Here is a 17,854-nt window from a genome sequence, read left to right as displayed (position 1 = left end):
CCCGTGCTGAACTATCTGGCCGCGCCGACCCCCGCTGTGCGCTGGGGCTGCCTGCTTGCCGGCACGATTGCCGGGCTGGTGATCCTCTGGGGCGGACTCCAGCCCGCGCTGGCGCCGCCCGGTGCGTTCGGGCTGGACAAGATCATCCATCTCGCCGCCTTCATCGGCCTGGGGACGCTGGTCACGCTGCCCTGGCGCAGCGTGCGGGGCCTGGCCTGTGCCGTTGCGGCGGTCTCGCTGCTGGGGGCCGGGCTGGAACTGGCGCAGGGCATGATCCCGGACCGCACGGCCAGCCTGTCCGACTGGGCGTCGGATACGGTCGGGGCCTTGGTGGGGCTGGCCCTCGTCCTGTGGATCCGCCGCACGGCGCGCCTGGCGGAACGCTGACAGCCACCATCGCCACGGCGACAGCGCCGCGCGGCCGGGTTACACTGGGGGACCCCCGTGCTCCCCGCCGGGGCCACGCCAGCGCCGATGGAGGCCAGCATGGAGCCGGACCTGGAACGGACCCTGACGGCTGCGGGCAGTCTGGCCCGGCGCCTGTCCCATTCCGCCGACGAGGTGCGCACGCTGCTGCCGGTCACCGGAACCGAGCTGGCCTATATGCCCGAGCGCTTCCGCACCGAAGCCGATGCCCTGTTCCACCGCGTGCTGACCCTGCACAGCCTGCTGTTCCGCCGTCTGCTGCCGGCGGTGCTGGGCGATGGTGCCGCCGAACCCGCCCCGGCGGACCTGGCCGGACGGATGGTGCAGGCGGGGCTGGCCGACGATGCGGACGCTGTCCTGGCGCTGTTCGCCCTGCGCGCGCGGCTGTGCGACAGCCATCCGGAGGAGCCGCAGGCCGAGGCAGCACTGCTGAACGACTGTGCCCGCGCCGTGCCGGCCCTGCGCGCGCTGCTGACGCGGATCGAGACGGTGCTGCGGGGGTGACACGGCCCTGACGCCGTGCGCCGCGGCCAGGGACCCGCGCAGGAGGACCGGCGCATGGGGGACCGCGCATGGGGGACCGGCGCCGAAAGACCCTGTCCCTGTACACAAGGAAAAGGGGACGGTGCCCGTGGCAGCCGTCCCCGCAACCCGCAGACGCGGATTTGCGCCTTACTGGCGCGCGGCCATCAGCTTCTTGATCTCGGCGATGGCCTTGGCCGGGTTCAGACCCTTCGGGCAGGTCTGGGTGCAGTTCATGATGGTGTGGCAGCGATAGAGGCGGAAAGGGTCCTCCAGCGCGTCCAGACGCTCGCCCGTGGCCTCGTCGCGGCTGTCGGCGATGAAGCGGTAGGCCTGCAGCAGAACGGCCGGACCCAGATAGCGGTCGCCGTTCCACCAGTAGCTGGGGCAGCTGGTGGTGCAGCAGAAGCAGAGGATGCACTCGTAGAGACCGTTGAGCTTCTCGCGCTCTTCCGGGCTCTGCAGCCGCTCGCGCGAGGGCGGGGCGGACTGGGTCTGCAGCCACGGCTTCACCGAGGCCAGCTGGGCGTAGTTCTGGTTGAGATCGGGCACCAGATCCTTGACCACCGGCTGGTGCGGCAGCGGGTAGACCTTGACGTCGCCCTTCACATCCTCGATCGGCTTCAGGCAGGCCAGCGTGTTGCGCCCGTCGATGTTCATGGCGCAGCTGCCGCAGATGCCTTCACGGCAGGAGCGGCGGAAGGTCACCGTGGCGTCGACATCGTTCTTGATGTGGATGAGCGCGTCCAGAACCATCGGGCCGCACTTGTCCAGGTCGATCTCGTACTTGTCCTCACGCGGGTTCTCGCCCGAATCCGGGTCCCAGCGGTAGATGCGGAAGGTCTTCTTGCGCTTCGCCTCCGGCGCGGCGACGGTGAAGGTCTTGCCGGGCAGGACCTTGGAATTGGCGGGCAGGGTGAATTCAGCCATCGTTGCCGTCCTTGACATACAACCGGCGACAGACATCCGGCCGTAAGACCCGGCCGATCGTTCTCGCCCTGGAAATCGGGGAAGCGGGCCGGCCCGGGCGGACCGGCCCACCCGGTCAGTACACCCGCTTCTTCGGCGGGAACACCTGCACTTCGTTGGTCAGGGTGTAGAGATGCACGGGACGGTCGCCCAGGGTGACCTTGCCGGCTTCATCCACCCAGACGGTGGTGTGCTTCATCCAGTGTTCGTCGTCGCGCTCGGCATAATCCTCGCGGGCGTGGGCGCCGCGGGACTCGGTGCGGTTGGCGGCCGAGGTGATGGTGGCGACGGCCTGGCGCATGAGATTGTCCAGTTCCAGCGCTTCCACCAGGTCGCTGTTCCACACCAGCGACCGGTCGCTCAGCTGGATGCGGGGCCGCTTCGACCAGACCTGCTGCATCAGCCCCACGCCCTCGTCCAGCACCTCGCCGGTGCGGAAGACGGCGCAGTTGTTCTGCATGACCTTCTGCATTTCCAGCCGCAGATGCGCCACGCGGACATCGCCCTTGGCGGTGCGGGTCTGGTCCAGCCGGTCGAGGACCTTGTCGGTCAGGTCCTGCGGGATGGTCTTGTGGGCGGCGCCCTTCTCCACCACCGCGGCGGCGCGGATGGCGGCGGCGCGGCCGAACACCACCAGGTCGAGCAGCGAGTTCGAGCCCAGGCGGTTGGCGCCATGCACCGACACGCAGGCCGCCTCGCCGATGGCCATCAGGCCCGGGACGATGCGGTCCGGGTTCTCGGCCGTCGGGTTGATGACCTCGCCGTGATAGTTGGTGGGGATGCCGCCCATGTTGTAGTGCACGGTCGGCAGCACCGGGATCGGCTCCTTGGTCACGTCCACGCCGGCGAAGACCTTGGCGGTCTCGGCGATGCCGGGCAGGCGCTCATGGATGATCTTCGGGTCGAGATGCTCCAGATGCAGATGGATGTGGTCCTTGTGCGGACCCACGCCACGCCCCTCGCGGATCTCGATGGTCATGGAACGGCTGACCACATCGCGCGAGGCCAGATCCTTGGCCGAGGGGGCGTAGCGCTCCATGAAGCGCTCGCCCTGGCTGTTGGTCAGATAGCCGCCCTCGCCGCGCACACCCTCGGTGATCAGGCAGCCGGCGCCATAGACGCCGGTCGGGTGGAACTGCACGAACTCCATGTCCTGCAGCGGCAGGCCGGCGCGCAGCACCATGCCGCCACCGTCGCCGGTGGAGGTGTGGGCCGAGGTGCAGGAGAAATAGGCGCGGCCATAGCCGCCGGTGGCCAGCACCACCATGTGGGCGCGGAACCGGTGGATGGTGCCGTCATCCAGGTTCCAGGCCATGACGCCGCGGCACACGCCCTCATCGTCCATCAGCAGGTCGAGGGCGAAATACTCGACGAAGAACTCGGCGTGGTGCTTCAGCGACTGCTGGTACAGCGTGTGCAGGATGGCGTGGCCGGTGCGGTCGGCGGCGGCGCAGGTGCGGTAGGCCTGCCCCTCGCCGAAGCGGGTGGTCATGCCGCCGAAGGCGCGCTGGTAGATCTTGCCCTCGGCCGTGCGGCTGAAGGGGACGCCGTAATGTTCCAGCTCGATGATGGCCGGGATGGCCTCGCGGCACATGTACTCGATGGCGTCCTGGTCGCCCAGCCAGTCCGACCCCTTCACGGTGTCGTACATGTGGTAGCGCCAGTCATCCTCGCCCATGTTGCCGAGCGCGGCGGAGATGCCGCCCTGCGCCGCCACGGTGTGGCTGCGGGTCGGGAACACCTTGGTGATGCAGGCCGTCTTCAGCCCCTTCTCGGCCATGCCGAAGGTGGCGCGCAGGCCGGCGCCGCCGGCGCCGACGACGACGACGTCGTATTCGTGGTCGATGATCTTGTAGGCGGTGGCCATTTCTCTACCTCACGCCCCGAGGGCAAGCTTCAGCACGGCAACACCGCTGGCGACCGCCAGCAGCAGGCACAGCGCCTTGGTGGCGCCGATGACCACGGTCTTGGCCATCTTGCCATGGACATAGTCCTCGAAGACCTCCTGCATACCGTAGGCGGCATGATGAAATGTCACACCCACGGTCAACAGCATCAGCGTGGCATTGACCGGGCTTTTCAGCCATTCTGCGACCGCCGCCTGATCGGCGCCGGCGTGGCGGACGACGGAAATCACGAACCACACCGCCAGGGGCACATAGGCCACCGACAGCAGCCGGTAGGACAGCCAGTGGCCGGCGCCATGGTGGGAGGCGCCGAGGCCGCGGGCACGGCCGAGGTGGGAGCGGAAGCCGCCGGTGAACGGTTGTCCGGACATGGAAACGTCCTCCTTACAGCGCGTAGGCGGCGATCCAGGTCAGGATCGTCAGGGCGACGGAGCCGCCATAGGAGATATAGCCGCCGCGGTAGGCGGCGCCGAGTTCCAGACCCTTGCCGGTGTCCCAGACCAGGTGCCGGATGCCGTTCAGCGTGTGGTACCAGAGGGCCCAGGTCCAGCCCAGCAGCAGCAGCTGGCCGATGACCGAACCCAGGAAACCCTGGACGGTGGCGAAGGCATCGGGGCCGCTGGCGGCGGCGATCAGCCACCAGGCCAGGACCAGCGTGCCGACGGTCAGGCCGATGCCGGTGATGCGGTGGGTGATGGAGGAAATCGCCGGCAGGGGCAGGCGATAGACCTGGAGATGGGGGGACAGCGGCCGCTGGCGCCCCGTCCTTGGGGTGGTAGCCGCAGGCGTATCGGTCATGGGTCGCGCGTCCTTGACTGTCTCGTGCGCCGGTTTCGGCGAAAGCGGGCCGGCAGGAAGCTAGAATCGGAAGTGCCGGTGTCAATTACGCCCCCGCCCCCTTCCTCGTCAACGTTTCGCACCGCGGGATCGGGATGCTTCCTTTCCCCCGGGGGACATGTCAGGGTTACGCTGTTGCATTTGCGCACCAGCGCATGGCAGCGATGGATCCCGGCATGGATTGGCGTATGGAACCGTCTGTTTCCCTTGTTGAAAACCTGACCCTGACGGCATGGCCCGCCCTGCGCACCATCCATCACGATGGCTGGGTGTTGCGCTTCGCCAACGGGCACACCGGTCGGGCCAATTCGATCAACGCGCTTGGCCCCGGCCCTGGTCCGGATGCCACCACGGACATGGCGGGCTTCGTGGCGTTCTGCGAGGCGGTCTATGCGGCCCAGGGCCTGCCGCCACAGTTCCGCATCACGCCCCTCTGCCCGCCGCAGCTTGAGCGCGAACTGGACCGGCGCGGTTACCGCATCCACAATGAAAGCTTGGTTCTGGGACTCGACCGCGTCGTTCACATGGGTGTCAATCCGGCGATTCGCTGCACGGCCACCCCGGAACCCCGGTGGCTGGATGCCTATCGCACCATGGTGCCGGTGCCGGACGCGGAGATGCCGGCGCTGCACGGCATCCTGGGAGCCATTCCCGTTCCGACCCTGTACGCGGCGCTGATGGAGGAGGACCGGCCGGTGGCCCTGGCGCTGGCCGTCATCGATCGCGGCTGGACCGGACTCTACAAGGTGGCGACCCATCCGGACCGGCGCGGCCGGGGGCTGGCCCGCACGCTGCTGGCCGGCCTGCTGCAGCGGGCCGCGGCGGCGGGCGGTGCCCGCGCCTATCTCCAGGTGGCAGCCGGAAATGAACCCGCCGTGCGGCTCTACCGGTCGCTGGGCTTCCGCACGCTTTACCCCTACCGCTACCGCCTGCCCTGACGCAGGTCCGGCCCGGACGGACCCCGGCGCACCGGTCAGACCGCGGCGATGGCTTCGGCCAGGGCCACGGTGCGGCGGGCGCTGTCCACATGCAGCGCCTCCACCAGCTTGCCGTCGACCACGGTGATGCCCTTGCCGGCGGCCACCGCCTCGGCATGGGCGGCGATGATGGTGCGGGCGCGCTCCACCTCGTCCTCGCCGGGGGCGAAGGTCGTGTTGGCCGCCTCGATCTGGCGGGGATGGATCAGGGTCTTGCCGTCGAAGCCCAAGGCGCGGCCCTGACGGCAGGCGGCGGCGAAGCCGGCCTCGTCTTCCAGGTCCACATGCACGCCGTCCAGCACGGCCAGCCCATAGGCGCGGGCCGCCAGCAGCACCAGCCCCAGCGCGGTCAGCATCGGCAGCCGGTCGGCGGTGACCAGGGCCTGGAGATCCTTGGTCAGGTCCGAGGTGCCCAGCACCAGACAGTCCAGCCGGTGGCAGGACGCGGCCACGTCCTGCGCGGCCAGGATGCCGCGCGGCGTCTCCATCATGGCCCACAGGTCCAGCCCGTCCGGTGCGCCGGACGCGGTCAGCACCCGGTCGGCCATGCGCAGGGCGTCCCCCGACTCGACTTTGGGCAGCAGCACGGCATCGGCGCCGCTGGCGGCGGCGGCGGCCAGATCGGCGTGACCCCAGGGCGTGTCCAGGCCGTTGACCCGGATAATGATCTCGCGCCGGCCATAGCCGCCGGCCTTGACCGCCTCCAGCACCAGGGCGCGGGCACGGTCCTTGGCGTCGGGGGCAACCGAATCCTCCAGGTCCAGGATCAGGGCATCCGCCGGCAGGGTCCGCGCCTTTTTCAGGGCGCGGTCGTTGGCGCCGGGCATGTAGAGGACGGAACGGCGGGGGCGCACAGCCATGGCGGATCGGCTCCGGTCGCGGGCGGGGGACCCCGACCGTAGCGAAGCAGGCCAGCCGCGTCCATGGGGCCTGATGGGTGCCGGAAGCGTGCGCCGAGGGGGCGGCAGGGGGGCGGCGGGGGCGGGGTGGGCCGCTTTGCCCCTCGTCACGCTTTGCTGTTGAACCCCCGCCGCGAACGCGCTTAGGGTCTGTGCGTTGCGCATTGAAGCACCAGAAAGACCCTAAGCTTTTGGTTCTCCAAGCTTTTGGTTCTCCGTGCGATTCAGGGCTGGAACGGGTGTGTTCCGGCCGGTCGCGCGTCTGGTCGCCTCTGCGGGGTGCCGCTGTACAGGGAACCGTCGATGCCGTCCGTCCTTACCATCCAGTCCCATGTGGCCTTCGGGCATGTCGGCAACCGCGCCGCTGTCTTCCCGTTGGAACGGCTGGGAATCGAGGCCATTGCCGTCAACACCGTCCAGTTCTCCAACCACACCGGCTATGGCGTCTGGACCGGCACCGTCTTTCCGCCCGAGCATATCGCCGAGATCATCGCCGGCATTGAGGCGCGGGGAGCGCTGACCACGGCCGATGCCGTGCTGACCGGCTATATGGGGGATGCGGCCCTGGGGGCGGTGGTGCTGGATGCCGTGGCCCGCGTCAAGGCCGGCCGGCCCGAGGCGCTCTATTGCTGCGACCCGGTGATGGGCGATGTGGGCCGGGGATTCTTCGTCCGGCCCGGCATCCCCGACTTCTTCCGCCAGCGGGCCGTACCCGCCGCCGACATCATCACGCCCAACCAGTTCGAGCTGGAATATCTGACCGGCCGGCAGGTGGGCGACCTCGCCTCGGCGCTGGAGGCGGCGGACGCGGCGCGTGCCCTGGGGCCGCGCTGGGTCCTGGTCACCAGCCTGACCCGCGCCGACGCACCGGCGGACAGCATCGAAATGCTGTTGGTCGGGCCGGAGGGGGCATTCCTGGTGACGACGCCACGGCTGGACCTGTCGCCCATGCCCAACGGAGCGGGGGACTGTACCGCCGCCCTGTTCCTGGCCAAGCTGATGGAAACCGCCGAACCGGCCAGGGCGCTGGGGCATGCGGCGTCGGCCATCTATGCCGTATTCGATGCCACCCGGCAGTCCGGCCTGCGCGAATTGCAACTGATCCGTGCCCAGGACCAGCTGGTGGTGCCGCCACGCTGGTTCGAGCCGGTGCGTGTCCGTTGACCCCCGCGAATCCCACCCGTGAAGCCCCCGCCCCCTGGAAAAGAGCCCCCCATGCGTTCGACCGTTCCCGCCCTTCTGGCCGCCACGCTGCTGCCGGCCGCGCTGCTGATCCCGGCATCCTCCGCCCTGGCCCAGGCCGATCCGCCCCAGCCCACCGCCGAATTCGGCTGTTCCGTGTCCCCCGACAATCCCTGCAAGGGGCGGGTGGATTTCGAGAAGGGCCGCTCGTTCGAGTTCAAGATCTCCGGCCCCGGCGAGGTCACCTTCCTCAATGAGGGCAACCGCCGCTGCTCGCTGGAGTACAGCATCACCGAATCCACCCTGGCCGCCACCGGCAAGAGCATGGAGCTGTCGCCGGGCCAGAGTCAGGTGATGACCGTGCGCGACCGGCAGGGCATGATCATCCGCTTCTTCTACCGGGGCTATGGCAGCGGCGTCTGCGACCTGACCGTCTCGCTGAAGAGCTGATCCCAACCACGAAAGGACCTGTGCCTCCATGCGTTTCGCCGCCCTTGCCGGCCTCGCGGCCACGGCCCTGATGCTGGCAGCACCCCTGGCGCCCTCCGCCCGGGCCGCCCAGACCGCCGCCTATTCCCAGGCCTTCGATCCGGCCCGCGACCCCGCGGCCGACCTCAAGGCGGCCATGGCCGACGCCAAAGCCAGCGGCCGCAACATCCTGATCGATGTGGGCGGCGACTGGTGCATCTGGTGCAAGCTGCTGGACGCGATGTTCGCCCGCGATGCCGACCTTGCCGCGCTGCGCGACCGCAACTTCGTGCTGCTGAAGGTCCATTACGACAAGAAGGTGAACCAGAACGCCGACTTCCTGGGCCAGTACCCCAAGGCGGCGGGCTATCCCCATCTCTATGTGCTGGACGCCGATGGCGCCCTGCTGCACAGCCAGGACACCAGCCAGCTGGAACTGCCGGCCGGCGGCGAGAAGGGCCATGACCGCGCCAAGGTGAAGGCCTTCCTTGAGGCCTGGGCGCCGAAGGGGAAGGGGGTTTGACGGCTGCGTGACCATCCTGCCCCGGCTGTGTACCACAGCGCCTGACTCTGTCTTTGCCCGGTTCCTGTTCCCATATACTGTGGGAACAGGATGTTCAGAAAATGGGTCCGGCTGCCATGACTGCCATAATTGTGCGGCCATGGTCGTTGGTTTGGCGAGCCGGGACGTGACGGAGGACGCGTTCGCCACCTAGCTCCGCCGCGCCGGTCTGATGCCGCCGGGCGTTCCCGCACGGGCTGCGGGGCACGCCCGGTTTTGTTTCTTCGAGGCCGTGTCCGGCGCCGGGGATGCCCCGGAGGCCCGGGGCATCTCTGCGGGCGTCAGTCCGCCGGGCCGATATGGCCGTCGCGGATCATGGCCTCGGCGATCTGCACCGCGTTCAGTGCGGCACCCTTGCGCAGATTGTCGGCCACGACCCACAGGGACAGCCCGTTCTCCACGCTGATGTCCTCGCGGATGCGGCTGACGAACACCTTGTCCTCACCGGTCACCTCGACCGGGGTGACATAGCCCTCGTCGGCGCGGTGGTCGACCACGCCGATGCCAGGAGCGTCGCGCAGGATGCGGCGGGCGTCCTCGGCGCTCAACGGTGACTCGAACTCCACGGTGACGGCCTCGGCATGGCCGATGAACACCGGCACGCGCACGCAGGTGGCCGCCACCTTGATGGCCGGGTCGAGGATCTTCTTGGTCTCGACCATCATCTTCCACTCTTCCTTGGTCGAGCCGTCATCCATGAACACGTCGATATGCGGGATGACGTTGAAGGCGATCTGCTTGGTGAACTTCTCCTTCTTGACCGTGTCATTCACATAGATGGCGCGGGTCTGGGTGAACAGCTCGTCCATGGCTTCCTTGCCGGCGCCGGACACGGACTGGTAGGTGGAGACGACCACGCGGCGGATGCGGGCCACGTCGTGCAGCGGCTTCAGCGCCACCACCATCTGGATGGTGGAGCAGTTGGGATTGGCGATGATGCCCTTCTTGCGCCAGCCGGACAGGGCCTCCGGGTTCACCTCCGGCACCACCAGCGGCACGTCCGGGTCCATGCGGAAATGGCTGGTGTTGTCGATGACGCAGGCGCCGGTCGCAGCCGCCCGCGGCGCGAACTGGGCGGAGACCTTGGCCCCGGGGGAGGACAGCACGAAGTCGGTGCCGGCGAAGTCGAAGGTGGACAGATCCTGGACCTTCAGCACATCGTCCTCGCCGAAGGACACCTCGGTTCCGATGGAGCGCTCGGAGGCCAGCGCCACCACCTCGGACACCGGGAATTCCCGCTCGGCCAGGGTCTGCAGCATCTCACGGCCGACATTGCCCGTGGCGCCCACGACGGCGACCTTGTAGCCCATCTCTCGATCCCCCAGAATAACGGTCACATGGTGGAGCGCCCCGGCCGGTGGACGGGAACGCTCCTGTCCTGACTTATGCGGGCCATGGCGCGTTGGCAAGGAACGACCTGCGCGTGGAACAGACGGGAGGAATGCAGAATGGCGGAACGGATCTACCGGACCTTCGACGAGTTCTGGCCGTTTTACCTGAAGGAACACAGCGACCGCCGCACCCGCGGCTTCCACTATGTGGGCAGCCTCATCGCCCTGGGCTTCCTGGCGGCGGCCATTGTCCGGGCCGATCCCCTGTACCTGCTGGGCATGCCGCTGTCCGGCTATTTCTTCGCCTGGCTCAGCCACGCCCTGATCGAGCATAACCGGCCGGCCACCTTCACCTATCCGCTCTGGTCGCTGCTGGCCGATTACAGGATGCTGTTCCTGTTCCTGGCCGGACGGCTGGGGCCGGAGTTGCGCCGGGCCGGAGTGCTGGCGTAGGAACGGCGCAGGCGGGAACCGGCAGCCGGGACCGGCGACGGCAATCGGCAACGGAGAAGGTGGGTGGCGCAGTCCCTGGTGGAAATCATCGCCCTGGCGATCAAGACGGCCGACAAGAGCTATTTCAACGAGGATTACGGCAAGCAGGCCAAGTCCGTGGTCGAGGCGCTGCGCAAACACGGCTTCGAGGTGGTGCCGGTGACGCCGCCCGACGCGCTGGTCACCTTCGCGTCGGAGAATATCCCCTTCGGCCGCCTGCGGCCCACGGACTTCATCCGCACCATGTATTCCACCATGGTCGCCAACGCCCGCAAGTTCGTCGGCTGACGGGCGCTGCCGGGCCGGTGCCCCGCGTCCATAAAGACACACCTCCGCCGTATCGGCAGACGTCCGGGCCGAAAGTCCGTTGACCGCCGCTTCTGTGTGCGCCTAGAAAGCACGTTATAACGTTACATATGCGGGCCGGTGCCCCAGGGGCAGGCCGGAATTCTGAGGATCTGACATGGCAGGAAAGATGCGCACGGCCGCACTCGCGGGCCTGATGGGCGGTCTGTTCACGGCGGGTGTGGCCCTGACCCAGAGCGCGGCGGCCCAGAGTGCCGTGGCCCAAACCCAGGTGGCGGCGGTGGATCATGGCGGCAGCGACATCGAAGAGGTGGTGGTGACCGCCTCCCCGTTGGGCCCGCGGCGCTTCGATGTGCTGCAGGGCACCTCGGTCCTGTCGGGCGAGGCGCTGGACAAGGCGCTGTCGGCCAATATCGGCGAGGCGCTGGACCGGTTGCCCGGCGTGTCGCAGACCGGCTTCGGCCAGGGGGCCTCACGCCCCATCATCCGTGGCCTGGGCGGTGACCGTATCCGCATCCTGGTCGGCGGCATCGGCACCATCGACGCCAGCACCACCAGCCCCGATCACGCCCCGGCTGTCGAGCTGGCCACGGCCAAGCGGGTGGAAGTGGTGCGCGGCCCGGCCACGCTGCTCTATGGCAGCAACGCCACCGGCGGCGTCGTCAACGTGCTGGACGGGCGCATCCCCGTGGCCAAGCCGGACAACGGTGCCTCGGGCATGGTCCGCCTGGGCTATGGCAGCAATGCCGATGAGCGCATGGGGGCCACCTCGCTGGATGCGGCGGTCGGCACCAGCCCGGTGGTGCTGCATGTGGACGGCTACTGGCGCAAGACCGACGACATGCATGTGGACGGCTTCGTCCGCTCCGCCGCCCTGCGCGCCAGCGACCCCCTGGCCGACGAGCCGCGCGGCAAGGTCGAGAACAGCGATCTGGAGCAGAAGGGCGTCACCGGCGGTGCCTCCGTCGTCGGCGACTGGGGCTTCCTGGGTGCCAGCATCACCCGTGACGAGACCAATTACGGCATTCCCGGCGGCGACCCGGACGAGGAAGGCACCCGCATCGATCTGGGCCAGACCCGTGTCGACCTGATGGGCGAGATCAATATGGACACCGCCCTGTTCGAGACCGCCCGTGTGCGCTTCGGCTGGGCCGATTACGAGCACAAGGAGATGGAAGGGGAGGAGGTGGGCACCCGCTTCCTCAACAAGGGCTGGGAAGGCCGGCTGGAGATGGTGCAGAAGCGGCAGGGCGACCTGTCCGGTGCCGTCGGCGTGCAGGCCACCCACCGCGACTTCCAGGCCATCGGCGAGGAGTCGTTCCTGCCGAAGAGCGATACGCTCCAGCTCGGCCTGTTCACGGTGCAGCGTCTGGATCTCGGCCCCTGGGCGCTGGAGGCCGGCGGCCGTGTCGAGCGGCAGACGGTCAAGGCCGACGCCGTGGATTTCGACCGCGACTTCACCATGATCAGCCTGTCCACCGGCGTGTCCTACACCCTGCCGGGCGGCTGGCTGGCCGGTGTCAGCCTGTCCCGCACCGAGCGGGCGCCCAACGCCGAGGAGCTGCTGTCCGACGGTCCGCACGACGCCACCCGCACCTATGAGCGGGGCGATGCCAGCCTGGGCAAGGAAACGGCACTGGGCGGCGAGGTGACCCTGAAGAAGACCGGCGGGCCGGTCGACGGGTCGGTCAACCTGTTCTATACCCATTATGACGACTTCGTCTTCGAGCGCCTGACCGGGGCCGAGGAGGACGGGCTGCCCGTGGCCCAGTTCACCGCCACCGACGCCCGCTTCTGGGGCTTCGAGCTGGAGGCCAGCACGGCGCTGTGGCGTCAGGGCGACAAGGCGGTGACGGTGGATGCCGGCCTGGATTATGTCCGCGCCACCGACACGGAGCGCGACCAGCCGCTGCCGCGCATGCCGCCGCTGAGCCTGCGGGGCGGCATCGGCTACGAGATGACCCAGCTGGCCACCCGGGTCGAGGTGGTGCGCACCGGCCGCCAGGACCGCAACGCCCCCTTGGAGACCGAGACCAAGGGCGCCACCGTGCTCAATGCCTCCATCGACTGGCATCCGTTCGCCGACCGCGATGTCAGCCTGATGCTGGAAGGCCGCAACCTGACCGATGAGGAGGTGCGGCTCGCCACCTCGTTCCTGAAGGACGAGGTGCCGCAGCCCGGCCGCGACATCCGCCTGCTGCTGAAGGTCGGCTTCTGATCCGGCGCCGTTGATCGGGTCCTTTGCCAGGGGGAGGCCGGAGGTCCGGCCTCCCCCTTCGCCGTCCTAGTGCTGGCCGGTGCGGGTGTCCCCGGCCGGCCGGTCATCGGCCGGCCCGGCGGTGGCCGGCTTGTCGTCCCTGGTGGCGTCCTCCACCTTCTTGTCGACGCCTTCATCCATGGCGGCGCCGCCTCCGCCGCCTGCGGCGGCGCCGACCACGGCACCGACCGGGCCGGCCACCAGGGCGCCGGCCGCGGCCCCGCCCAAGCCGCCGGAGGCGGCCCGCTGCTCGCCGGAGCTGCCGCAGGCGGCCAGGGGCAGCAGCAGGGCCAGCAGGGCGATCGATCCATGCAGTTTCATCTGTCTCTCCTTCCAGTGACCCGTCATAGGTCCCAGACGGGAAACGCCCGGCAGCCGCCTTTGGTTGCCGCCGGACCGGTCAGGCAGCCGGTGCGGCCCTGTCGGGCTGGTCGCCCCTTTGGACGTCTTCCTGCCTGTCAGTGGCGAGCGGCCGCAACCGCGCCACGGCGGCAAGGGCGTCCGGCAGGCTCGTCACCCGCTGTTCGGGTCCGTCGGGCGGCGGCAGCGATGGCAGGCTTGCCCCATCCCACAGGCCCAGCAGGATCGGCACCTCCGGGCCGACCCGCCGGCGCAGGCGCCGGAGCAGGCGCTGGGCGTGCCGGCCGCTGCCGGTGCTGAGATAGGTCAGCACCACCAGCTCCACGCCGCCCCGGTCCAGCGTGACGATGTGGCGGCTGTTGACCGACTCGCACGGGACCACCTCGGCCCGCCGGCCCTGACGTTGCAGCAGGTCCGCCAGCAGCAGCGCAGCCGCCTCGTCCAGGCGTGAGCGGCCGGCCACGCAGAGGATGCGCCCGCCGGAGGGAGGTGGGGGCACCGTCTGGGTATCCTCGGCGAAGTAGCCGGTCACGTCCCCCATGCCGGTCAGCAGCGTCTGCAGCGTCTCCTCGTCCAGGGCGTTGCGCAGCCGGTCCTGCTCGGCCAGGCGCAGGGCGCCCAGCAACAGCCGGTCATAGACGGCAGCGGGCGGCTCGGCCGTGCTGGAATGATCGTCGGCGATCTCGGCCGCCTCGGTCGGATCACGCGCCAGCAGCCGCTGATAGATGCGGGCGGGCGGTGGCAGGGCGGGGCGGTTGCCCAACGCCACCTCCAGGAAGCCCAACTGCGGTACATGCCGGCCCAGCACCACCAGGCACACGGTCAGCGGTGTCGCCAGCAGCAGCCCCACCGGCCCCCAGAGCGAGGTCCAGAAGATGGCAGCCAGCACCACGGCCAGGGACGAGATGCCGGTGCTGGTGCCGTACAGCCAGGGTTCCAGCACGTTGTTGCTGAACAGTTCGATGGCGACCACCAGGCCGATGGTCATCAGCGGCAGGGTCCAGCCCGGGTCCACGGCCACGGCCAGGGCCACGGGGAAGCAGGCGGCGATGACCGGCCCCAGAAACGGGATGAAGCGCAGCACCGTGGCCAGCAGGCCCCATAAGGGACCGTTCGGCACCCCCAGCAGCCAGAGGCCAATGCCGACCGGGATGCCATAGAGCAGGTTCAGCGTCAGGTGCATCAGCAGATAGCGGGTGACGCGCTGGGCCGCCTCGTCCAGCGCCTGGGTGGTCCGCTTCAGGTCCTGGACCCCGGTCAGCCGGATCAGCCGGTCGCGCAGATCCTCCTGCTGCAGCAGCATGAACACGGTGAAGATCAGCACCATGCCGGCGCTGGCCAGCGGATGCAGCAGCGGGCCGCCGACCTCCTGCAGCACGGCCAGCGGCGTGGCCGGCGGCGGCTCCACCTGAACCCGCAGGGGGGCCGGTTCCCGCACCGCTTCCGCCGCCTGCCCGGCGGCCCCTTCGGCGGCCTCGGTGGCGCCCCGGATCTCCCGGCCCAGATGTTCGATCACGCGGCTGGTGCGCTCCACCAACCCGCCCTGGGCCGGCTCCGGACGCAGCGCCCGGATCTTGGCCACCAGATTGTTTTCGTATTTCGGCAGGTTGTTGGCCAGGTCCACCAGCTGCATGCCGACAACGCTGAACACCCCCGTCAGCACCCCCAGGGCCACCAGCACCGACAGCAGGACCGACGGAACCCGTCCCAGGCGCAGCCGCCGCAGCCGGCGCACCAGCGGCACCAGCACGAAGGTCAGCAGGATGGCCACGGCCAGCGGCACCAGCAGGCTGCGGCCGAAATACAGCACCAGCACCGCGGCGGCGCCGACGATGACGGCCGTCTGTGCATCGGGTGGCCTGGACCGCGCGGGATCCAAGGGGATCGGGGGCGGCGGGGAGCTGGCGCTGTCGGTCATGCTGCCTGCGGAGCGGGGGCCATCCATGAACAGGCAACGGTGCCGAAGGCTGCCGGTTCCTTCCGGATCTACCCCGAGCGCGTCGCTGTGGCGCGGGTCTTTGCACGGTCTGGGGCTTGGGTTGCGGTCGGGGCTGTGATAGGAGCGAGACGATTGAATCTGCAGCCAAGGGGAACCCGGCGATGACGACCAAGCTTGTCCTGATCCGCCACGGGCAGAGCGTGTGGAACCAGGAAGATCTGTTCACGGGCTGGACCGATGTGGACCTCTCGCCGCTGGGCGTGGAAGAGGCCAGGAAGGCCGGCGAGAAGCTGAAGGCGGCCGGCTTCGACTTCGATGTCTGCCACACCTCGGTGCTGAAGCGGGCCATCAAGACCTGCAATCTGGCGCTGGAAGCCATGGACCGGCTGTGGCTGCCCCAGTTCAAGAGCTGGCGCCTGAACGAGCGCCACTATGGCGGGCTGCAGGGGCTGAACAAGACCCAGACCGCGGAGAAGCACGGCAAGGAGCAGGTGCTGATCTGGCGCCGCAGCTACGACATCGCGCCGCCGGTCCTGCCCGAGGGCGATGAGCGTCTGCCCGACGCCGACCGCCGCTATGCCGCCCTGTCGAAGGAGCAGCTGCCGCGCACCGAAAGCCTCAAGGACTGCGTGGCCCGCGTGGTGCCCTACTGGACCGAGAGCATCGCCCCGCAGATCCGCGCAGGCCAGCGCGTGCTGGTGGCGGCTCACGGCAACTCGCTGCGCGGTCTGGTGAAGTACCTGTCGCAGATGGGCGACGACGAGATCGTGAAGTTCGAGATCCCCACCGGCAAGCCCATCGTCTATGAGCTGGACAAGGATCTGAAGGCGACCGACCGCTATTTTCTGGACTGATATCGGCTCCCGCCGAGCGGGACCGGGCTGTCGTCGCCAGCACCGCCATCCGGTGCTCCGGCGGGGCGCCTGCCCGTCAGGTTGCAGGGCAACAGACCAGGACGGCCGGATCAGGGGGAGCGGAGCACCGCTCCCCCTTTTCGTCCGGAGACCGTCTTCTGTTTCCGGAATCCGCTGTCCCGTGCCGCGTCCCGGAGGCGGGCGGCAAAAAGGGGACGGTCGCCCGCCCCCTTCGTCACGCCGGCCCTGTCATACTGGCCCTGTCATACTGGCCCCGTCACGCCCTGGCGGCCCGGATCATGTCCGGGCCGGACCAGGATCAGACGTTGAAGCGGAAATGGAAGATGTCGCCATCCTGGACGACATACTCCTTGCCTTCCATGCGCATCTTGCCGGCGTCCTTGGCGCCCTGCTCGCCGCCCAGTGCCACATAATCATCGTAGGAGACGGTTTCGGCCTTGATGAAGCCGCGCTCGAAATCGGTGTGGATGACACCGGCCGCCTCGGGCGCCTTGGCGCCGCGGCGCACGGTCCAGGCGCGGGCTTCCTTCGGGCCGACGGTGAAGAAGGTCAGCAGGTTCAGCAGGCCGTAGCCGGCGCGGATCAGGCGGTTCAGGCCCGGCTCCTCCAGCCCCAGCGACTGCAGATAATCCAGCTTGTCCTCGGGGCTGAGCTGGCTCAGCTCGGCCTCGATGGCGGCGGAGATGACCACCGCGGCCGCGCCCTGCTTCTCCGCCATCTCGGCCACGGCCTTGGAGAAGCTGTTGCCGGTGCCGGCGCTAGCCTCTTCCACATTGCAGACATAGAGCACCGGCTTGCCGGTCAGCAGCTGCATCTGCTTGAACAGCTCCAGCTCCTCCTTGTCCACCTGGGCGGTGCGGGCGGGCTTGCCGTCGCGCAGCACGGCCAGCACCTTCTCCATCAGCTCGACCTGGGCCTTGGCGTCCTTGTCGCCGTTCTTGGCCTTCTTCTGCAGCGGGACCACCCGCTTCTCCAGGCTGTCCAGGTCGGACAGCATCAGTTCGGTTTCCACCGTCTCGGCGTCGCGCACCGGACCGATGGAGCCCTCCACATGGGTGATGTCGCCATCCTCGAAGCAGCGCAGCACATGGACGATGGCGTCCACCTCGCGGATATTGGCCAGGAACTGGTTGCCCAGCCCTTCACCCTTGCTGGCGCCGCGCACCAGACCGGCGATGTCCACGAACTCCAGCTGGGTCGGGATGGTCTTCTGCGACTTGGCGATGGCCGCCAGCTTGTCCAGCCGCGGGTCCGGCACGCCCACCCGGCCCACATTGGGCTCGATGGTGCAGAAGGGATAATTGGCCGCTTCCGCCGCCGCCGTGCTGGTCAGGGCGTTGAACAGGGTCGACTTGCCAACATTGGGCAGGCCGACGATGCCGCAATTGAAACCCATGGGTCGGTACTTCGCTGCTGGATCGTGGAGTGCCGCAGGTTATGGGCGATCCGGCCCCGCTTGGCAACCATCCGGCACGCGGGGCAGGTGGGAGGGCGCGCCGCGCGGACGGGACCCCGCCGGCGGGACTGTGCACAGTCCCGCCGTCC

Annotated in this window: 19 protein-coding genes; 10 read left to right on the top strand and 9 right to left on the bottom strand. The window is 68.9% G+C overall.

The annotated features are described in order from the left end of the window. Window positions 1–3: 3 nt before the first annotated feature. A complete protein-coding gene (locus DK368_RS16115; protein ID WP_114394996.1) occupies window positions 4–387 on the top strand; it encodes a VanZ family protein in 384 nt (127 codons plus the stop codon). Between the two features lie 99 nt (window positions 388–486). Then, the gene (locus DK368_RS16110) at window positions 487–930 is read left to right on the top strand and encodes a hypothetical protein (protein WP_155524601.1); all 444 of its coding nucleotides are present in this window, start codon (window positions 487–489) and stop codon (window positions 928–930) included. A 168-nt stretch (window positions 931–1,098) separates the two neighbouring features. Here DK368_RS16110 and DK368_RS16105 read toward each other — a convergent pair whose 3' ends face one another. From DK368_RS16105 to sdhC, 4 genes are all read right to left on the bottom strand, one after another. Beyond that, window positions 1,099–1,878: a succinate dehydrogenase iron-sulfur subunit gene (locus DK368_RS16105; RefSeq protein ID WP_114394994.1), complete on the bottom strand. Its 780-nt coding sequence runs from the start codon at window positions 1,876–1,878 to the stop codon at window positions 1,099–1,101. A 115-nt stretch (window positions 1,879–1,993) separates the two neighbouring features. Continuing rightward, entirely contained in the window at window positions 1,994–3,784 is a 1,791-nt protein-coding gene (gene sdhA, locus DK368_RS16100) for a succinate dehydrogenase flavoprotein subunit (protein ID WP_114394993.1), read from the bottom strand. A 9-nt stretch (window positions 3,785–3,793) separates the two neighbouring features. Further along, window positions 3,794–4,195: a succinate dehydrogenase, hydrophobic membrane anchor protein gene (sdhD, locus tag DK368_RS16095; protein WP_114394992.1), complete on the bottom strand. Its 402-nt coding sequence runs from the start codon at window positions 4,193–4,195 to the stop codon at window positions 3,794–3,796. A gap of 13 nt (window positions 4,196–4,208) precedes the next feature. Further along, window positions 4,209–4,622, bottom strand: a complete 414-nt coding sequence (gene sdhC, locus DK368_RS16090) for a succinate dehydrogenase, cytochrome b556 subunit (RefSeq protein WP_114394991.1) — start codon at window positions 4,620–4,622, stop codon at window positions 4,209–4,211. Between the two features lie 215 nt (window positions 4,623–4,837). Between sdhC and DK368_RS16085 the strand changes: the two genes are divergently transcribed. Further along, window positions 4,838–5,599: a GNAT family N-acetyltransferase gene (locus tag DK368_RS16085; RefSeq protein WP_162306060.1), complete on the top strand. Its 762-nt coding sequence runs from the start codon at window positions 4,838–4,840 to the stop codon at window positions 5,597–5,599. A gap of 35 nt (window positions 5,600–5,634) precedes the next feature. Here DK368_RS16085 and DK368_RS16080 read toward each other — a convergent pair whose 3' ends face one another. Continuing rightward, complete coding sequence (locus tag DK368_RS16080; protein WP_114394989.1) at window positions 5,635–6,498, bottom strand: HpcH/HpaI aldolase/citrate lyase family protein; 864 nt, start codon at window positions 6,496–6,498, stop codon at window positions 5,635–5,637. Window positions 6,499–6,840: 342 nt separating this feature from the next. On the opposite strand from DK368_RS16080, the gene pdxY reads away from it, so the two are divergent. The 3 genes from pdxY to DK368_RS16065 are packed head-to-tail and all read left to right on the top strand — an operon-like array spanning window position 6,841 to window position 8,710. Further along, complete coding sequence (pdxY, locus tag DK368_RS16075; RefSeq protein ID WP_114394988.1) at window positions 6,841–7,701, top strand: pyridoxal kinase PdxY; 861 nt, start codon at window positions 6,841–6,843, stop codon at window positions 7,699–7,701. A 51-nt stretch (window positions 7,702–7,752) separates the two neighbouring features. Beyond that, entirely contained in the window at window positions 7,753–8,169 is a 417-nt protein-coding gene (locus DK368_RS16070; protein WP_114394987.1) for a hypothetical protein, read from the top strand. Window positions 8,170–8,197: 28 nt separating this feature from the next. Then, window positions 8,198–8,710 carry a thioredoxin family protein gene (locus DK368_RS16065; protein WP_114394986.1) on the top strand — a complete coding sequence of 171 codons (513 nt, stop codon included), beginning with the start codon at window positions 8,198–8,200 and terminating at the stop codon, window positions 8,708–8,710. Between the two features lie 320 nt (window positions 8,711–9,030). On the opposite strand, the gene DK368_RS16060 is transcribed toward DK368_RS16065, so the two are convergent. Further along, on the bottom strand, window positions 9,031–10,059 hold the full coding sequence (locus tag DK368_RS16060) for an aspartate-semialdehyde dehydrogenase (RefSeq protein WP_114394985.1): 1,029 nt from the start codon (window positions 10,057–10,059) through the stop codon (window positions 9,031–9,033). 138 nt (window positions 10,060–10,197) lie between these two features. Between DK368_RS16060 and DK368_RS16055 the strand changes: the two genes are divergently transcribed. The 3 genes from DK368_RS16055 (at window position 10,198) to DK368_RS16045 (ending at window position 13,096) form a co-directional block, all read left to right on the top strand. Beyond that, the gene (locus DK368_RS16055; RefSeq protein ID WP_114394984.1) at window positions 10,198–10,533 is read left to right on the top strand and encodes an Mpo1-like protein; all 336 of its coding nucleotides are present in this window, start codon (window positions 10,198–10,200) and stop codon (window positions 10,531–10,533) included. A gap of 63 nt (window positions 10,534–10,596) precedes the next feature. After that, window positions 10,597–10,860, top strand: coding sequence for a hypothetical protein (locus DK368_RS16050; RefSeq protein WP_114394983.1), 264 nt, complete (start codon window positions 10,597–10,599; stop codon window positions 10,858–10,860). A gap of 175 nt (window positions 10,861–11,035) precedes the next feature. Next, window positions 11,036–13,096: a TonB-dependent receptor gene (locus DK368_RS16045; RefSeq protein ID WP_114394982.1), complete on the top strand. Its 2,061-nt coding sequence runs from the start codon at window positions 11,036–11,038 to the stop codon at window positions 13,094–13,096. A gap of 66 nt (window positions 13,097–13,162) precedes the next feature. Here DK368_RS16045 and DK368_RS16040 read toward each other — a convergent pair whose 3' ends face one another. Together DK368_RS16040 and DK368_RS16035 are read right to left on the bottom strand one after the other, a co-directional pair. Further along, the gene (locus DK368_RS16040; protein WP_114394981.1) at window positions 13,163–13,456 is read right to left on the bottom strand and encodes a hypothetical protein; all 294 of its coding nucleotides are present in this window, start codon (window positions 13,454–13,456) and stop codon (window positions 13,163–13,165) included. 79 nt (window positions 13,457–13,535) lie between these two features. Continuing rightward, window positions 13,536–15,413 carry an AI-2E family transporter gene (locus DK368_RS16035; protein ID WP_162306059.1) on the bottom strand — a complete coding sequence of 626 codons (1,878 nt, stop codon included), beginning with the start codon at window positions 15,411–15,413 and terminating at the stop codon, window positions 13,536–13,538. A gap of 182 nt (window positions 15,414–15,595) precedes the next feature. Here DK368_RS16035 and gpmA point away from each other — a divergent pair, with 182 nt between their 5' ends. After that, window positions 15,596–16,288, top strand: a complete 693-nt coding sequence (gene gpmA / locus DK368_RS16030) for a 2,3-diphosphoglycerate-dependent phosphoglycerate mutase (protein ID WP_114394979.1) — start codon at window positions 15,596–15,598, stop codon at window positions 16,286–16,288. Between the two features lie 319 nt (window positions 16,289–16,607). On the opposite strand, the gene ychF is transcribed toward gpmA, so the two are convergent. Beyond that, window positions 16,608–17,705 (bottom strand): redox-regulated ATPase YchF, encoded by a 1,098-nt coding sequence (ychF, locus tag DK368_RS16025; protein ID WP_114394978.1) that lies wholly within the window; start codon window positions 17,703–17,705, stop codon window positions 16,608–16,610. Window positions 17,706–17,854 lie beyond the last annotated feature (149 nt).

The organism is Oleisolibacter albus, assembly GCF_003336875.1.
In the GTDB taxonomy this organism is placed as follows: domain Bacteria; phylum Pseudomonadota; class Alphaproteobacteria; order Azospirillales; family Azospirillaceae; genus Niveispirillum; species Niveispirillum album.
This window is presented reverse-complemented; position numbering and strand designations above follow the sequence as displayed.

What these genes read in the sequence shown, in the direction of transcription:
- DK368_RS16110 (WP_155524601.1), top strand. Translation starts at nt 487, where the DNA reads ATGGAGCCGGACCTGGAACGGACCCTGACGGCTGCGGGCAGTCTGGCC.
- DK368_RS16105 (WP_114394994.1), bottom strand. Translation starts at nt 1,878, where the DNA reads ATGGCTGAATTCACCCTGCCCGCCAATTCCAAGGTCCTGCCCGGCAAG.
- sdhA (WP_114394993.1), bottom strand. Translation starts at nt 3,784, where the DNA reads ATGGCCACCGCCTACAAGATCATCGACCACGAATACGACGTCGTCGTC.
- sdhD (WP_114394992.1), bottom strand. Translation starts at nt 4,195, where the DNA reads ATGTCCGGACAACCGTTCACCGGCGGCTTCCGCTCCCACCTCGGCCGT.
- sdhC (WP_114394991.1), bottom strand. Translation starts at nt 4,622, where the DNA reads ATGACCGATACGCCTGCGGCTACCACCCCAAGGACGGGGCGCCAGCGG.
- DK368_RS16085 (WP_162306060.1), top strand. Translation starts at nt 4,838, where the DNA reads ATGGATTGGCGTATGGAACCGTCTGTTTCCCTTGTTGAAAACCTGACC.
- DK368_RS16080 (WP_114394989.1), bottom strand. Translation starts at nt 6,498, where the DNA reads ATGGCTGTGCGCCCCCGCCGTTCCGTCCTCTACATGCCCGGCGCCAAC.
- pdxY (WP_114394988.1), top strand. Translation starts at nt 6,841, where the DNA reads ATGCCGTCCGTCCTTACCATCCAGTCCCATGTGGCCTTCGGGCATGTC.
- DK368_RS16070 (WP_114394987.1), top strand. Translation starts at nt 7,753, where the DNA reads ATGCGTTCGACCGTTCCCGCCCTTCTGGCCGCCACGCTGCTGCCGGCC.
- DK368_RS16065 (WP_114394986.1), top strand. Translation starts at nt 8,198, where the DNA reads ATGCGTTTCGCCGCCCTTGCCGGCCTCGCGGCCACGGCCCTGATGCTG.
- DK368_RS16060 (WP_114394985.1), bottom strand. Translation starts at nt 10,059, where the DNA reads ATGGGCTACAAGGTCGCCGTCGTGGGCGCCACGGGCAATGTCGGCCGT.
- DK368_RS16055 (WP_114394984.1), top strand. Translation starts at nt 10,198, where the DNA reads ATGGCGGAACGGATCTACCGGACCTTCGACGAGTTCTGGCCGTTTTAC.
- DK368_RS16045 (WP_114394982.1), top strand. Translation starts at nt 11,036, where the DNA reads ATGGCAGGAAAGATGCGCACGGCCGCACTCGCGGGCCTGATGGGCGGT.
- DK368_RS16040 (WP_114394981.1), bottom strand. Translation starts at nt 13,456, where the DNA reads ATGAAACTGCATGGATCGATCGCCCTGCTGGCCCTGCTGCTGCCCCTG.
- DK368_RS16035 (WP_162306059.1), bottom strand. Translation starts at nt 15,413, where the DNA reads ATGACCGACAGCGCCAGCTCCCCGCCGCCCCCGATCCCCTTGGATCCC.
- gpmA (WP_114394979.1), top strand. Translation starts at nt 15,596, where the DNA reads ATGACGACCAAGCTTGTCCTGATCCGCCACGGGCAGAGCGTGTGGAAC.
- ychF (WP_114394978.1), bottom strand. Translation starts at nt 17,705, where the DNA reads ATGGGTTTCAATTGCGGCATCGTCGGCCTGCCCAATGTTGGCAAGTCG.